Raw genomic sequence first — 15,971 nt, 5'->3', positions numbered from 1 at the left:
TCGAAGACTGCGGTCTGGTGTGAAGCCTGTCACATCGCGCGGAGCCCACGCAAGGCGCTATGTGAATACAGATTCGCCCGCCGGAATCTCCCGTCCAATGGGAAACACAAGGTCATCTAACGAAGGACCGAGCCGATTAGTAAAGAGATATTCGCTCCGAGTGGAGATCGCGGGCAGATGCATTACCGTGGGGGTATGTCCACAGCCGACAGCCCCGCGCCACCCGCAGTACGGCGTCGGCCGCGGGACCGTAAGGCCCAGATCGTCAAGGCGTCGGCGGAGGCCTTCAGCGCGCTCGGCTACCACGCGGTGAGCATGGAGGAGATCGCCGCCCGCGTCGGTATCTCCGCGGCCGCGCTGTACCGGCATTCCTCGAGCAAGTACGTGCTGTTCCGGGACGCCGTCCTGGGGCTCGGGCAGCAACTGGTCGACAGCACCGACCTTCCCGATGAGGATCGGGACCCGGCCACACTGCTGACCGAACTCATCGAAGCGGTCGTGGACACCTCCATCGCCAATCGAACATCCGGCGGGATGTACCGCTGGGAGGGCCGCTATCTCAACGACGAGGATCAAGCGGCGCTGAAGAGCCAGATCGGGTTGGTCAACCGGCGGCTACAGAAACCGCTGCTGCAGTTGCGTCCCGAATTGACCTCGCACGAGCGCTGGATGCTGTCCTCGGCTGCGCTGAGTGTCACCGGCAGCGTCACCGATCACCGGGCGTCGCTGCCGGTCGCCGAGATCAGGGAGCTGCTGACCGGCCTGGCCTCGGCCGTGCTGACCGCGACGCTGCCCGCACCGTTCGACGAGCCCGAACCAGAACCTTTGGTGCCCAACAGTCTGAGTGTCGGCGGTCGCTACGAGCTGTTGCTGCAGGAGTCGCTGCTGCTCTTCCACAAGAAGGGCTTCCGGGAGACCAGCATGGAAGACATCGCTGCCGCGGTAGGTATGAAAGCCTCCGGCATCTACCGGTACTTCCCCGGCAAGGCCGATCTGCTCGTCGCCTCCTACCGGCGTTCCGCCGACCGGGTCTCCGGCGACGTGTCGAGTGTGCTTGCCGCGGAATCAGATCCGGAACAGGCACTGGCCAAGCTGATCGACCTCTATGTCGCCCGGTCGTTCCGCGAGCCCGAGATCGCGTATGTGTACTACGCCGAGCGCGGCAACATCCCCGAGGCAGAACGTGCACCCATCCGCAACATCCAGCGTGCCACGGTGGACGAGTGGGCCCGGCTACTCGCCGCTGCCCGTCCCGAATTCAGCCACGCACAAGCCACATTCGCGGTACACGCCGCGCTGGCCCTGGTGGTCGACCTGGGCCGGCTGGTGCGCTACGAGAACAGCGGGCATTCCCGGGCCTGCGTGCGGCTGCTGATGGAGATGACGCTGCTGGGGCGTGAGCCACACCTGGTTTGAGGTCAGCTGAACGGTTTGCGTTCGTCGATGCGGCGGGACGCCAGACCGGCCGAACGCCACACCCGCGCGATCCAGTCCTCGTCCTCCTCGGTGACCAGGTTGCCCATCATCCGCACCGCTACCTTCATCAGGAAATGCGAGCGCATCGCCACCGGTCCGGCGGCGGGCAAGAACCGCGGCAGCGTCAGCAACAACGCGAGTCGGCGCGCGGCGGAGAACCCGCGACCGTAATGCTCGGTCAGCACCGCCGGCCAGGACTCGGTCAGGTCGCCGGACCCCAGCAGCCCTGCGGCCAGTCGCCCGGTCTCCAGGCCGTAGTCGATGCCCTCCCCGTTGAGCGGGTTGACGCAGGCCGCCGCATCGCCGATCAGCATCCAGTTCGGGCCGGACACCCCCGATACCGCCCCGCCCATCGGCAGCAGGGCGGACAGCCCGGCCCGGGGCTCGCCCTCGAAACCCCACTCATCCCGGCGCAGCCCGCAGTAGTAGGACATCAACTTCGGCAGTCGGACTTCGGCCGGACGTTTCGCGGTGGCCAGCGCGCCCACCCCGATGTTCACCTCGCCGTTGCCGAGCGGGAAGATCCAGCCATAACCCGGCAGCACCTGGTTCTCCGGGGACCGCAATTCCAGATGTGAGGTGATCCACGGCTCGTCGGCCCGCGGCGAGGCGATGTACCCGCGGATCGCGACCCCGTACACCGTCTCCTGATGCCACGACCGGCCCAGCGTGCGGCCCAAAGTGGAGCGGGCGCCGTCGGCGACGATCAGCTCACCCACGCCGACCTCGGAACCGTCATCGAGGATCAGTTCCGATACCCGGCCCGCCGAGTCGTGGCGCACATCAACCACTTTGACGCCGAGCAACATCTTGGCGCCGTCGTCGGCCGCGACCATGCGGATCCGGTCGTCGAGTTCGGTGCGGGGGACCGCGCTGCTGTTCGGCGGGAAGGATGGCCCCGGCCAGGGGATCTCCACATCGGCACCGAAACCGGACATCCGCAGACCGTGGTGACTGATCCGGCCGCCGAGCCAGTCCCCGAGCCCGAGGCGCTGCAACTCCGAGATGGCGCGCGGGGTCAGGCCGTCGCCGCAGGCCTTGTCCCTGGGGAACTGAGCGGAGTCGATGACGAGCACGTCCCGGCCGGCGCGGGTTGCCCATGCGGCAGCCGACGCGCCCGCGGGTCCGGCGCCGACGACAACCACGTCTGCCTTGATCGTCCCCGAGCTGCTGGTGCGCCCCCGGTCCCCCGAGTCGCTGCGCTCTCCCCCGCGAGCGGGAGGTGCCCCCAGCCCGCCGTCTCCGGTGCTGTCCACGCCACCCAGTATGTTGGACGAATGAGGACACCGGCGAGCGTGGTGGCGGGAGTGGACTTCGGGGATCCCGAATTCGCTGCTTCGGTACGCGACGGCGTGGCGCGCATCGAAGAATTGATGGCCACCGAGTTGGGCCGGGCCGACGAGCTGATGGCCGAGGCCGTCCAGCATCTGTTCCAGGCCGGCGGCAAGCGGTTCCGCCCGCTGTTCACCGTGCTGGCCGGATCGCTGGGCCCGCGGCCGGACGACCACGAGATCACCATCGCCGGCGCCGTGATCGAACTCGTGCACCTCGCGACGCTGTACCACGACGACGTGATGGACGAGGCCCAGGTGCGCCGCGGTGCCGACAGCGCCAACGCGCGGTGGGGCAACAACATCGCGATCCTGGCCGGTGACTACCTGTTCGCCACCGCCTCCCGGCTGGTGTCCCGGCTCGGCCCGGACGCCGTGCGGATCATTGCCGACACCTTCGCGCAGCTGGTGACCGGGCAGATGCGCGAAACCCGCGGCGCGGCCGAGCACATCGACGAGATCGAGCACTACCTCAAAGTCGTCTACGAGAAGACGGCCTGCCTGATCGAGGCGTCCGGCCGGTTCGGCGCGACCTTCTCCGGCGCCGGCGAAGAGCAGATCGAGCGGCTGGCCCGGCTCGGCGGCATCGTCGGGACCGCCTTCCAGATCTCCGACGACATCATCGACATCGACAGCGACCCGGAAGAATCGGGCAAGGTGCCCGGCACCGACCTGCGCGAGGGCGTGCACACCCTGCCCGTGCTCTACGCGCTGCGCGAATCCGGGCCCGACGCCGACCGGCTGCGGGTGCTGCTGGCCCGGCCCGTCGAGGACGACGACGAGGTCGCCGAGGCGCTGACGCTGCTGCGCCGGTCGCCGGGCATGGTGCGAGCCAAGGAAACGGTGCGTGAGTACGCGGTCCGGGCCCGCGAGGAGCTGGACAACCTGCCCGCCGGCCCGGGCCGCGACGCCCTGGCCACGCTGGTGGACTACACCGTCACCCGGCACGGCTGAACTCCGCGCCTGCGGCCGGGTCGGAACCAACGAGCAAATTCGGGCGTTGGATCAGCAGAGACTTTCGTAGGAGGAAGCTGATGACCTGGCATCCCCATGCCAACCGGATGAAGACCTTCGCGCTGCTGGTCGGCATGTCTGCGCTGATCGTGTTCATCGGTTCGCTGTTCGGCAACCAGTCGATCCTTTGGCTATCGGTGCTGTTCGCCGTCGGCATGAACGCGTACGTCTACTTCAACAGCGACAAGATGGCGCTGCGCGCCATGCACGCCCAGCCCGTCACCGAGATGCAGGCGTCGGCGATGTACCGGATCGTGCGCGAGCTCGCGACCACCGCCCGCCAGCCGATGCCGCGGCTCTATATCAGTGACACCGCGGCGCCCAACGCATTCGCCACCGGCCGCAACCCGCGCAACGCCGCGGTCTGCTGCACCACCGGCATCCTGCAGATCCTCGACGAACGCGAACTGCGCGCGGTGCTGGGCCACGAGCTGTCCCACGTGTACAACCGCGACATCCTGATCTCCTGTGTCGCCGGTGCGCTGGCCTCGGTGATCACCGCTCTGGCCAATATCGCGATGTTCGCCTCGATGTTCGGCGGCAACCGCGAGGGTGGGGTGAATCCCTTTGCGATGCTGCTGGTTTCGCTGCTCGGGCCGATCGCGGCCACCGTGGTCAAACTGGCGGTGTCCCGTTCCCGGGAGTACCAGGCCGACCAGTCCGGCGCCGAGTTGACCGGCGATCCGCTGGCGTTGGCCAGTGCGCTGCGCAAGATCGCCTACGGCGTGCAGGCCGCGCCGCTGCCGCCGGAGCCGCAACTGGCCGATCAGGCCCACCTGATGATCGCCAACCCGTTCCGGGCCGGGGAGAAGATCGGCAAGCTGTTCTCCACCCACCCGCCGATCGAGGACCGCATCCGTCGCCTGGAGCAGATGGCCGGCCGGTGATTTCGGCGCGTTCACGTATGCAATACGAACTCCGAGCGCGCCGAAATCGCGGACGCGTTAGGGTGACGCCATGCGCATGCGAGGTTTGCTCACCACTCTGGGGGCCGCCGCCGTGATGAGTGCCCCGGCGATCGCCGGGGCCGAACCCGCACCACCGCCACCGCCGCCCCCGGGCCCCGCCATCAATGCCTGGGAACTGGTGATGCCGTCGGCCTACGCGGTCAACGACGGCAGTCTGTACGCCTTCACCACCCCGGGGGACATCACCTGCGTGATGAGCCGCGGGACCGGCGGCTACGGCTGCAGCGGCCCGTTCCCGGGTGCACCCAACGGCGCCAACGTGGTCTCCGGCGGCCAGGCGGGCGCGCCCGGTTTCGCATCCGCCGCCAACCCGATCTACGTCGGGGACAAACCGGCCCAGCCGCTGCCGCCGAACTCGCGGATCAGCTTCCAACACGTCAGCTGCGGCACGGACGGGGTGCTCACCTCGTGCCAGAACTCGTTCGATCAGTCCGGCTTCGTGATCGGCCCGGCGGGCAGTTACATCCTCAACCCGACCAATCCGCTGCTGGACCGGCCCGAGGGACGCAACCCCTACCTCAACTGACCGCCGCGCCCGGACTCAGAAGCCGGCGCCGTGCACCTCGTGGCCGGGCTTCTCCAGCATCAAGCCGCGGTAGGCGTCCTCGACCGTGCAGCCGCGGTTGATGACGCCGTCGACCTCACGGGCGATCGGCATCGGAATGCCGTACTGCTCGGCGAATTCCATGATGACCGAGGCCGCCTTGACGCCCTCGGCGACCTGGTTCATGGCCGCGATGATCTCGTCGACCGTCTTGCCGGACCCGAGCTCTTCACCGACGTGCCGGTTGCGGCTGCGCTGACTGGTACAGGTGACGATGAGATCGCCCATCCCGGCCAGTCCGCCGAAGGTGTCGCGGTGCCCGCCCATCGCCACCCCGAGCTTGGACATCTCGGCCACCGCGCGGGCCATCACCATGGCGCGGGTGTTCTCCCCGATGCCCAATGAGTAGCCCATCCCGACCGCGATCGCGTACACGTTCTTCAACGCGCCGGCCATCTCCACACCCACCACGTCGTCGGTGGTGTAGGTGCGGAATCGCCTGGTGCGGAACAGGTCCGCCAGGTTGGCGGCCAGATGCTGATCGGGCATCGCCAAGACCGCGGCGGCCGCGTAGCCCTCGGCGACCTCGCGCGCGATGTTCGGCCCGGCCAGGATGCCGGCCGGATGCCCGGGCAGCACCTCGTCGACGATCTGGCTCATCCGCATGTTGGTGCCCTGCTCCAGACCTTTGACCAGAGACACCACCGGCACCCACGGGCGCACTTCGCGGGCCAGTTCCTCCAGCACGCCGCGGAATCCGTGCGAGGGCACGCCCATCACGATGACATCGGCGCACTGGGCTGCCTCGGAGAAATCCGTGGTGGCCCGCAGCGCCTCGGGCAGCGCCACCTCGTCACCGAGATACCGCGAATTGCGGTGGTTGTCGTTGATGTCCTTGGCGGTGTCCTCCGAGCGCACCCATTGCAGGGTCGGGGTTCGTCGCGCGCAGATGGTGGCGACGGTGGTGCCCCAGGATCCTCCGCCCAGGACGACGACGTTGGGTTCGCGTTGCGCAGGTGCCATCCGGTCAGCGTATTGCCGTGGCCCGGCCGGTGACCGCAAGTTGCTGAACTGGCGTGTACCCGTTCGATCACGATGCCCAGCGGAAACGGCGTCGTCGGCCCTCCCGGGCCCGCGAAGAGGGTGTCGATGAGGGCCCGCCGAAGCGGCTAAGTTAATCGGTATTTACGAGTGTCCGGCTCCGTCGCGAAGTGTGCGGGAGCGCCCCTCACCACGGGCGTGTGGCGTCGCCGATGACCCGGCCCGGGCTACGGAATGCGTCGTAAAAATCCTCGATAACCCCATTCCGCGTGGTTCTACGCGGGGTGCGCGGAGCAACCTGTCGAGCCGAATCGAAACGATCAACGCGCTTAGCTGTAGGTGCTACGCTGCACACTCGATCTATGTGAATGGAAATTCTGCAAAACGTTGACGCCGGCGGAGCCGCGACGATACGGTGCCAAACACTGCGAGTGTTCTGCCGGAGGCGCCGGGGCTCGGTGTCGGGAGGGATGTACTTTGCCTGCTCTATCTCTGTGCGAGAGAGGGTGACCACGTCGCGCGAGCGTCCGTCCAACGGGGGAGACGGGCTCGAAGCCATCGGGGACTGGGCAACCGGGTACACCAGGCGCCATCCGATCGCCGCGCTACAGACCGTCGGTGACCAGTTCGTGTTGGGTGTGCGCACCCTCCAGCATCTGTTCATCGATCTGTTCACGGGTCGGTTCCAGTGGCAGGAGTTCATCCGGCAGGGTTCTTTCATGGCCGGCACCGCGGTGGTGCCGACGGTGTTGGTGGCGTTGCCCATCGGGGTGACGCTGTCCATCCAGTTCGCCCTGCTGGCCGGTCAGGTCGGCGCGACCTCACTGGCCGGTGCGGCGAGCGGGTTGGCGGTGATCCGGCAGGCCGCGTCGCTGACCGCGGCCATCCTGATGGCGGCCGCGGTGGGGTCGGCCATCACCGCCGATCTCGGTTCCCGGACCATGCGCGAGGAGACCGACGCCATGGAGGTCATGGGTGTTTCGGTGATCCGGCGTCTGGTGGTACCGCGGTTCGCCGCCGCAATCATGATCGGCGTCGCGTTGACCGGCGTGGTGTGCTTCGTCGGCTTCCTGGCCAGCTTCCTGTTCAACGTGTACTTCCAGAACGGCGCACCCGGCAGTTTCGTGGCGACCTTCGCCTCGTTCGCCACCACCGGAGACATGGTCGTCGCCCTCGTGAAGGCGGTGATCTTCGGTGCGATCGTGGCCGTGGTGGCCTGCCAGAAGGGGTTGTCCACCGCCGGCGGGCCGACCGGTGTCGCCAACTCGGTGAACGCGGCGGTGGTCGAGTCGATCCTGCTGCTGATGATCGTCAACGTCGTGATCAGCCAGCTCTACATCATGATGTTCCCGAGGGTCGGTCTCTGACATGGCCGCAACGACATTCGTGCCCAAGCTGCTGGCGCCCTGGGTTTCGCTCGGGCACCGCATGGCCATGCCGTTCGCCCGGCTCGGGCACATGGTGGTGTTCTTCGTCCGTGCCATCACCGCAATCCCGTTGGTACTGCGCCAGTACCGTAAGGAATTCATCCGGCTGCTCTCGGATGTCACCTGGGGCAACGGTTCTCTGGTCGTCGGTGGCGGCACCGTCGGGGTGGCGGTGGTCCTCGGTATCACCGTCGGCGCGCTGGTCGGGATCGAGGGTTACAACTTCCTGGACCTGCTGGGGCTGGGGCCCGCCACCGGCATCATCTCCTCCCTGGTGAACACCCGGGAGTTGGCGCCCATCGCACTGTCTCTGGCGTTCGCGACCCAGGCCGGCTGCCGCTTCACCGCGCAACTCGGCGCCATGCGGATCGCCGAGGAGATCGACGCGCTCAACGCGATCGCGATCCGACCCATCCCGTACCTGGTGACCACCCGGTTGATGGCGGCCACCGTGGCCACCGTCCCGCTGTACGTGGCCTGCCTGGCGGTCAGCTACCTGACCACCCAGATCGTGGTCGCGGTGATCAGCGGTGGGGCGAACGGTTCCTATACGCACTACTTCACACTCATGCTGTCCGGTCAGGACATCCTCTACTCGTTGATCAAGGCCGTGATCTTCGTGTGGATCGCCTCGACGGTGCAGTGCTACTACGGGTTCTACGCCTCCGGTGGTCCGGTCGGCGTCGGTGTCGCGGCCGGGCACGCCATGCGCGCCAGCATCACCGTGGTGATCATCGTCAACATGCTGCTCACCATGGCGCTGTGGTCGGTGGACTCCGGTGCAAGGTTCGGAGGGTAGATGTCGAGTCCCCTGGAAATCGACGGACGCGGGCCGTCCAATCGCCAACTGTTGGTGTGCGGCATCGTCGTCGCGCTGGTCGGCGTGCTCGTCGCGACGCTGCTGCTGATCAAATCCACCGGGCGCATGGACCCCTACGTCAAGGTGGTCGCCGCCCTGCAGAACGTCGGTGACGGTCTGCCCCAACGTTCCGACGTGAAGTACCACGGCCTGCTGGTGGGCATGGTCGACGGTGTCACCCCGGCCACCGACGGCCGGCCCAACTTCGTCGACATCAACCTCGACCCCACCTATGCGTCGGCGATCCCGAGCACGGTGACCGCGCGGGTGGTCCCGAGCAACGTATTCGCCGTGTCCTCGGTGCAATTGGTCGAGAACGGTCCCGGCCCCGCGATCACGGCCGGTGCCGAGATCGTCGAGGACACCGAACTGCCGACGGTGTTGTTCCAGACCACCATCAGCAAGCTGCGCGACATCCTGGCCGCCACCGGCCGCGGCCGCGAGGACGACACGGTGGGCGTGCTGGCCGCGGTCAACGCGGCCACCGAGAACCGTCGCACCGAGCTGTTGGCCAGCGGCGCCCAGTTGAACCGGATGATCGACGAGGTCGATTCGATCGTGGCGACCGAGCCGGGACCGACCACCATGTCGGCGCTCATCGACGCGGCCCGGGGACTGCAGACCACCGCCCCCGAGTTGGTGGATGCGCTGCACCTGGCGGTCAAGCCGATGCAGACCCTGGTGGAACAACGCGCCCAACTCGATTCGTTGGTTGCGGCCGGTCTCAAGACCACCGGCACCAGCCACACCGCGCTGAACAACCACACCGACCGGCTGGTCACCATCACCTCCGAGATGACGCCGGTGGTGGGGAATCTGGCCGATACCTCGCACCACTGGCTGCCCGCGTTCCGCAAGCTCAACGGGCTGTCGGACAAGTTCCTGGCCGAGGTGTGGCGGCCCGAGCGCGATGCCGGCAACATGCGGATCAACCTCTCGCTCACCCCGACTTACACCTATACCCGGGCCGACTGCCCGCAATACGGCGAGCTGAAGGGGCCGAGCTGTTACACCGCACCGCTGGTGGTGACGCGACCGGCGCTGCCCGACACACTGCTGCCGCAGAACTACCAGCCGCCCAAGGATCTGGCGCCGCCGCCGGGCACCATCGTCGGGGAGAACGGCAACCTGGTCGCGGTGGGGCCGCCGCTGGTCAATCCCTACCCGAACCTGGCCGACCCGAATCCGCCACTGCCGCCGGGCATGTTGCCGGCACCGCCGGTGCCCGGCACCGCGAACTCCGCGTTGCCGGTGGTCCCGCCACCGGCGGTGAACCAATCCCCGCTGGCCCCGGTGGCACCCAAACCTGGTGACCCGGTGCGCCCGCCGGCGCCCGGCCCCGCACCGGCGCCCGGCCCCGCACCGGTGCCCGCACCCGGCCCGGCCCCGGGTCCCGCGCCGGGGGCCGCGGAAGCCGCACCCGTCTCGTTCGGCGGCAATGTCGGCCCGGTCGGCAGCCCGCAGGAGCGCGCGATGCTCAGTGTGGTCACCGGCCAACCCGCCAGCACGGCAACGCAATTGCTGCTCGGCCCGGTGACCCGCGGGATGACGGTGTCGCCGGCCGGGGGAGAGGAGCCCCGATGAAAGCGCGTGGCGCCCTGATCGGGTTGTCTCTGTTCATGGTGGTGGCCCTCACGTTGACCTGGATGGTCTATGTGACGCTGCGCCGGGACGTGGCGGGTTCCACCGTGCCCTACGCGGCGGTCTTCACCGACGTGTTCGGGCTGCGCGAGGGCGATGACGTCCGGATGGCCGGCGTGCGGGTGGGCCGGGTCGAGTCGGTCGAACTCGAAGGCGCCCAGGCCAAGGTGTCCTTCGTGGTGCAGTCCGACCAGACCGTGTTCGGCAACACGGTCGCCTCGGTGACCTACCAGAACATCGTCGGACAGCGGTATCTCGGTCTGTCCCTGGGCAAGCTCGGTGAGACCACACCGTTGCCGGCAGGCAGCGTCATCCCGGTCGAGCGCACCGACCCGTCCTTCGACGTGGGCACCCTGCTCAACGGGTACGAACCGCTGTTCAGCCTGCTCGACCCCAAGCATGCGGACAACCTCACCAAGGGCGTCATCGCTTCGCTGCAGGGCGATGAGGGGTCGCTGACGGCCCTGATCGACCAGACCGCCGAACTCACCGACGCTTTCGCCGGACGGGACGAGGAACTCGGCGGGGTGATCACCGACCTCAACAAGGTGGCGGCCAACCTCGCCCAGCACAACGACGATCTCGACCACATCGTCGGTCAGGCTCAGACGGTGGTGTCGACCTTCGATGCCCGCCGGCCCGAGCTGGTGGACTCGATGGGCTCGATCGCCAAGGTGGTGCGCCAACTGTCGACCATCACCGATGAGGTCTATCCGTCGTTGAACGAACTCGTCCAGCGTCAGCCGGGTTTCGCCTCGCACATGGTCGGCATCGAACCGCAGCTGGCGTTCCTGGGAGCGAACCTCCCGCTGCTGTTGAAGGGGTTCGCCCGTATCACCGGCGAGGGCAGCTATGCCAACGCCTATGCGTGTGAGCTGAACGCCACCGGCTTCTTCCCCGGGCTCAACGACGTGACACCCATCATCGTCAACGCCGCGACACCGGGGAACAAAGCCCAACACACACCCAAGTGCAGGAACATGGCCAATGGCTGAGACAACGAAACCCAAGCGGCGCAGGGTGATCGAGAGCTACAGCCGGCTGTGGCTCGGCGTGATCGCGATCGCCGTGGTGTCGGTGCTGATCGGAGTCCTGCTGCTGGTGCGGGTGGCCGACGTCGGGTACACCACCTACACCGCGCGGTTCCTGCAGGCGGCTGCCCTCAAGGTCGGCAACCCGGTTACGGTAGCCGGCATCCCGGTCGGTGAGGTGAAGTCCATGAAGCTGGCCGGTGACCACGTCGAAGCGAAAATCAAGGTGCGCAACGACGTCGCCCTCGGCCAGGATTCCCGGGCAACCATCATGATCACCACGATCCTCGGATCCCGTTATCTGTCCCTGGAACCGGCCGGCCCCGGCGAATTGCCGGACCGCACATTCGATCTCACCCACACCGAGGTGCCCTATGACCTGCAGGAGGCGCTGACCGACGTCACCACGACCTTCGATCAGGTCGACTCCGATCAGTTCGCCGAGACGTTGCAGATTCTGGGCAAGCAGATGGAGACGCTGCCGCCGGTGGTCCCGCAGGCTCTGGCGAACACCCACACGCTGTCCTCGATCATCGCCGAGCGCCGCGACCAGTTGGGTGAGCTGCTCAAGACGACCGAACTGGTCAGTTCCACGCTGCACCGGCAGAAGGCGACGATCGGGAACCTGATGAATCAGGGCAACTCGTTGTTGAGTGAGTTCGTCGCGCGCCGGGCCAGTTTCCACGCCATGATGAACGGGCTCACCAACCTGGTGCAGACCTTGAGCAGCATCGCGATCGACGACCGGCCGGCACTGGAGAAGCTCCTCGACGATCTGAATGAGCTGTCCACGCTGCTCGGCAAGAACGACGGGATGCTGCGCAGCATCCTGCAGACCGCACCGATCGTAGTTCGCAACTTCGCCAACATGACCGGCACCGGCAACGCGATCGACTTCTACGCGGCCAACGGTCTGCTGGTCGACTCGTGGATGTGCGCAATCAGCGGCCGGGCCAAGCAGTTCAGCCTGATCCAGTACTACCAGGACTGCAAATGAGCGGTAAAAAGAGCAAGACCAAAGCCATCGTGATCGCCGCCGTCGGCGTGGCCGTGGCCCTGGCGGTCACCGCCGCGGCGGTGACCTTCACCAAGGACCGGTTGGACACCATGACCGTGACGGCCCAGTTCGACAGTGCGGCAGGCCTGTACGAGGGCAATGTGGTCGCGGTGCTGGGGATGCCGGTGGGTGAGGTCACCAAGATCACCCCGAAGACCGGATACGTCGAGGTCGAGTTCACCGTCGACAAGGACGTCGACGTTCCCGACGATGTGCAGGCGGCGACCATCTCGAATTCGATCCTGACCGACCGGCAGATCGAGCTGACCCCGCCCTACCGCGGTGGTCCGAAGCTGCAGAACCACGACACCATCGGGTTGAACCGCACCCGGACACCGGTCGAGTTCGCGCGGGTGCTCGACGTCCTGGACAAGCTGTCGGGTTCGTTGCGCGGCGACGGGAAGGGTAACGGCCCGCTCGCCGATGTCGTGAACTCCGGTGCTGCCGTCGTCGACGGCAACGGGCAGCAGACCAAGGACGCACTCGGGGAACTGTCCAATGCCTTGCGGCTCAGCTCCGATCGCGGTGCAGTCACCAAGGATCAGCTGACCACCATCGTGCGGAACCTCGGGTCGCTGTCGGAGGCGGCGGCCGAAAACGATGCCATGATGCGCGAGTTCGGTTCCTCGGTACGGGCGCTGAGCCAGATCCTCGCCGACGAAGACCTGGGCAGTGGCACCACCGGCAAGAAGATCAACGAGGTGCTCACCAATGTCGGTGAGGTGTTGGAGACCCACCGGGACGCGATCAAGGGCCTGGTGTCCAACGGCGAGATCGTCACCAAGACCACCGTGGAGCACGAACGCGATCTGATGGAGCTCCTCGACGTCGCCCCGATGACCCTGGACAACCTGTACAACGTGACCGACCAGAAGAGCGGTGCGCTGCGGGTGAAGGTGGTGACCGACAAGATTCTGTTCGAAAACCAGCTGGTCAAGGAGGTCTGCAACATGATGGGCCTGCGGCAATTGGGGTGTTCCACTGGCACTCTGCAGGACTTCGGACCGGACTTCGGGTTGAGCTACATGCTTGAGGGTCTCGCCGCGATGGGGCAGAAGTGATGCGGGCGAGCCGGGTTCGCCGGGGGGCCGCGGCGCTGGCGGTCACCAGCTGCCTGACCGTGTCCGGCTGCTCCGACATGAGTTTGGCGAGCCTGCCGCTACCGGTTCCCGGCGTGGGGTCCGGTGGCTACCAGTTGACCGCGGTGTTCTCGAACGCGCTGAACCTGCCCGCCAACGCGAAGGTGAAGCTGGCCGGTGCCGATATCGGCGAGATGGATTCGATGGAGGCCCGCAACTACACCGCGGTGGCCACCCTGCGGATCATGGACGGCGTGCAGTTGCCCCAGGGCAGCACCGCGGAGCTACGTTCAGCAACCCCGCTCGGTGACGTGTTCATCGCGATCAAGCCGCCGCCGTCGGCCGGGCCGTCGGTGCCGCTGTTGCGCGACGGCGACACCATCGGCCTGGAATCGACGGCTGCCGCGGCGACCGTCGAATCGGTGCTGAGTTCGGCGGCGATCCTGGTCAACGGTGGTGCGGTGCGCAACTTCACCAACCTCATCAACGGATTGGGCAAGGCGACCGGTGATCAGGGAGAGGCGTTCGGGACCCTGGTCCGCAAGACCAACCACACCCTGGGCACCCTGAATGCACGGTCGGAGGAAATCTCCACCGCGATGTCGGAGACTTCGCGCCTGGCATCGGCGATCGAGGCCAAGAATCAGATGCTCGGCGAGGTGATGGCACAGGCCCGCCCGGCCACTGACACCCTGGCCGAGCACACCACCCAGATTGCCGACCTGGTCACCGAGATCGGTGACGTGTCCGACCAGTTGCGGAAGTTCCCGTCCATCGCGGGCACCGACACCAGTGGCCGCAGCGTCATCGCAGACGCCAACCGGGTGGCGGGCGCGTGGAACGATGTGGCGCTGGCCCCGGACACGTCGCTGTATGCGCTCAACCGGCTGATCCCGTTGTTCGTCAAGCTTTCCTCCAGCAGTGCAATCGCTTTGGACGCGAGCATCGACCGGCTGGTGCTCGGCTCCATCCCGGACATCGGGTTCGCCGGAGACACCGGCCTGCACGGACCGAAACGCGCCGATTGGCACCAGTTGGTCGGCACGCTGAAGTACAGCCTGTTCCGCCTGCAGGAACGGGTGGTGGGCAAGGGCCCGAATGTGCCGCAGGTTCCGGTGATCCCCAGCCCGACGGAACCGGGCGAGATCATCGTGGATCCCCGTGCGCCGGAGGCTGTCCCGACGCCGGCCCCGGCAGCTGCCGAGGGGCCTGCCGCGGCGCCGGGGGAGGCCCCCCGATGATCGCCACTGCCGCTGACCGGATCGTCGGCCTCGTCCGCTACGGCTACCGCCGTCGGGCCTGGCTGTCCGCGCTCGGCCTGGTCATGACGTTGGTGGTGGCGACCGGGTATCTGCTCTTCGGGGCGCTGCGGGTGAATCCGTTCGCCTCGAGTTACCGGCTCACCGTCGAGCTGCCGGAATCGGCTGGGCTGCTGCCCAATCAGGACGTCACGCTGCGCGGGGTGCCGGTCGGCAAGGTCGAGCGTCTCGACATCACGCCGGGTGGCGTCAACGCCATCGTCAATGTCCGTTCCACGGTGCGGATCCCGGAGTCCAGCGATGTCCGGGTGTCGGGACTCTCACCCGCCGGGGAGCAGTACATCGACTTCGTCGACAACGCGGAGTCGGCCGGGGACTCGACCACGTTCCTCGCCGACGGCGCCGTCATCACGCAGGGCCGGGCCACCGTGCCGGTCAGCCTGGCCGATCTGCTGGCCAACGCCGACGGGGCGCTCGGTCAGGTGGATCCGGCCAAGTTGGAACTCATCAAGCGCGAACTGAGCATGAGCGACGCCGGTCCGCAGAAGCTCGCCGACATCGTCGACGGCGGTACCTTCTTGCTGACGACGCTGGATTCTGTACTGCCGGAGACCAGTTCGCTGCTGCGGACCAGTCGGGTGGCGCTCACCCTGGTCGGGGACAAGAACGCCGGCATCGCCGTCGCCTCGGACAACCTCACCGAGACCTTCGAGGGCGTCGACAAGATGCGCGAGGGTTATCGCCGACTGACCGATCAGACGCCGGGCACCCTGGCCGCGGTCGACAACCTGTTCGTGGACAACTCCGACACCATGGTGCAACTGCTGGGGAATCTGAGCACCACCTCGCGGCTGCTCTATCTGCGGGTGCCGGCCTTGAACGCATTGTTCCCGTCGTACCGCACCTCGGTGCTCGACGCCCTCGGCAGTGCGATGCACACCGGTGGGTTCTGGGCGACTGCCGAGCCCTATCCGCGCTACACCTGTGACTACGGCACACCGAAGCTGCCGCCCGCGTCGGCCGACTATCCGGAGCCGTTCATGTACACCTATTGCCGAGACGTGCATCCCGGGGTGCTGGTGCGCGGCGCCAAGAATGCGCCGCGGCCGGCCGGTGACGACACCGCCGGACCGCCGCCGGGTGCCGACCTCGGCAGGCAGACGGATCCCACCCCGAAGGGGCGGTACACGATCCCGACGCCGTACGGCGGCCCGACGCTACCGATCGAGCCGCCCCGCTGACCG

14 protein-coding genes are annotated in these 15,971 nt (G+C 67.2%); 12 read left to right on the top strand and 2 right to left on the bottom strand.

Annotated elements, in window-relative coordinates; translation table 11 throughout:
* The first annotated feature begins 195 nt into the window (after window positions 1-195).
* Window positions 196-1,416 carry a TetR/AcrR family transcriptional regulator gene (locus V4U86_RS23770; RefSeq protein ID WP_395308317.1) on the top strand — a complete coding sequence of 407 codons (1,221 nt, stop codon included), beginning with the start codon at window positions 196-198 and terminating at the stop codon, window positions 1,414-1,416.
* Window positions 1,417-1,418: 2 nt separating this feature from the next.
* Here V4U86_RS23770 and menJ read toward each other — a convergent pair whose 3' ends face one another.
* Window positions 1,419-2,633, bottom strand: coding sequence for a menaquinone reductase (gene menJ, locus V4U86_RS23765; RefSeq protein ID WP_395312186.1), 1,215 nt, complete (start codon window positions 2,631-2,633; stop codon window positions 1,419-1,421).
* 120 nt (window positions 2,634-2,753) lie between these two features.
* Between menJ and grcC1 the strand changes: the two genes are divergently transcribed.
* The 3 genes from grcC1 to V4U86_RS23750 all read left to right on the top strand — a co-directional run bounded on the left by grcC1 (window position 2,754) and on the right by V4U86_RS23750 (window position 5,315).
* Window positions 2,754-3,761, top strand: coding sequence for a nonaprenyl/(2E,6E)-farnesyl/geranylgeranyl diphosphat synthase (gene grcC1, locus V4U86_RS23760; RefSeq protein WP_395308316.1), 1,008 nt, complete (start codon window positions 2,754-2,756; stop codon window positions 3,759-3,761).
* A gap of 80 nt (window positions 3,762-3,841) precedes the next feature.
* Window positions 3,842-4,708 carry a zinc metalloprotease HtpX gene (gene htpX, locus V4U86_RS23755; protein WP_395308315.1) on the top strand — a complete coding sequence of 289 codons (867 nt, stop codon included), beginning with the start codon at window positions 3,842-3,844 and terminating at the stop codon, window positions 4,706-4,708.
* A 70-nt stretch (window positions 4,709-4,778) separates the two neighbouring features.
* Window positions 4,779-5,315, top strand: a complete 537-nt coding sequence (locus V4U86_RS23750) for a hypothetical protein (protein ID WP_395308314.1) — start codon at window positions 4,779-4,781, stop codon at window positions 5,313-5,315.
* 15 nt (window positions 5,316-5,330) lie between these two features.
* On the opposite strand, the gene V4U86_RS23745 is transcribed toward V4U86_RS23750, so the two are convergent.
* The gene (locus V4U86_RS23745; protein ID WP_395308313.1) at window positions 5,331-6,356 is read right to left on the bottom strand and encodes an NAD(P)H-dependent glycerol-3-phosphate dehydrogenase; all 1,026 of its coding nucleotides are present in this window, start codon (window positions 6,354-6,356) and stop codon (window positions 5,331-5,333) included.
* Window positions 6,357-6,880: 524 nt separating this feature from the next.
* Between V4U86_RS23745 and V4U86_RS23740 the strand changes: the two genes are divergently transcribed.
* The 8 genes from V4U86_RS23740 to V4U86_RS23705 are packed head-to-tail and all read left to right on the top strand — an operon-like array spanning window position 6,881 to window position 15,968.
* Window positions 6,881-7,741 (top strand): MlaE family ABC transporter permease, encoded by an 861-nt coding sequence (locus V4U86_RS23740; RefSeq protein WP_395308312.1) that lies wholly within the window; start codon window positions 6,881-6,883, stop codon window positions 7,739-7,741.
* A gap of 1 nt (window position 7,742) precedes the next feature.
* Window positions 7,743-8,600, top strand: a complete 858-nt coding sequence (locus V4U86_RS23735; protein ID WP_395308311.1) for an MlaE family ABC transporter permease — start codon at window positions 7,743-7,745, stop codon at window positions 8,598-8,600.
* The gene (locus V4U86_RS23730; RefSeq protein ID WP_395308310.1) at window positions 8,601-10,244 is read left to right on the top strand and encodes an MlaD family protein; all 1,644 of its coding nucleotides are present in this window, start codon (window positions 8,601-8,603) and stop codon (window positions 10,242-10,244) included. It begins immediately after the preceding gene.
* The gene (locus tag V4U86_RS23725; RefSeq protein ID WP_395308309.1) at window positions 10,241-11,296 is read left to right on the top strand and encodes an MCE family protein; all 1,056 of its coding nucleotides are present in this window, start codon (window positions 10,241-10,243) and stop codon (window positions 11,294-11,296) included. Before V4U86_RS23730 ends, V4U86_RS23725 begins: the two co-directional genes overlap by 4 nt.
* Window positions 11,289-12,329: an MlaD family protein gene (locus V4U86_RS23720; RefSeq protein WP_395308308.1), complete on the top strand. Its 1,041-nt coding sequence runs from the start codon at window positions 11,289-11,291 to the stop codon at window positions 12,327-12,329. Before V4U86_RS23725 ends, V4U86_RS23720 begins: the two co-directional genes overlap by 8 nt.
* Window positions 12,326-13,450, top strand: a complete 1,125-nt coding sequence (locus V4U86_RS23715) for an MCE family protein (protein WP_395308307.1) — start codon at window positions 12,326-12,328, stop codon at window positions 13,448-13,450. Before V4U86_RS23720 ends, V4U86_RS23715 begins: the two co-directional genes overlap by 4 nt.
* Complete coding sequence (locus tag V4U86_RS23710) at window positions 13,450-14,709, top strand: MCE family protein (protein WP_395312185.1); 1,260 nt, start codon at window positions 13,450-13,452, stop codon at window positions 14,707-14,709. The genes V4U86_RS23715 and V4U86_RS23710 overlap by 1 nt, the downstream gene beginning before the upstream one ends.
* Window positions 14,706-15,968: an MlaD family protein gene (locus V4U86_RS23705; RefSeq protein WP_395308306.1), complete on the top strand. Its 1,263-nt coding sequence runs from the start codon at window positions 14,706-14,708 to the stop codon at window positions 15,966-15,968. Before V4U86_RS23710 ends, V4U86_RS23705 begins: the two co-directional genes overlap by 4 nt.
* Window positions 15,969-15,971: the final 3 nt, after the last annotated feature.

This window comes from Mycobacterium sp. AMU20-3851, from assembly GCF_043974665.1.
Classification (GTDB): Bacteria; Actinomycetota; Actinomycetes; order Mycobacteriales; family Mycobacteriaceae; genus Mycobacterium.
Note: the sequence above shows the minus strand (reverse complement) of the source record. Positions and strands in the feature narration are given on the sequence as shown.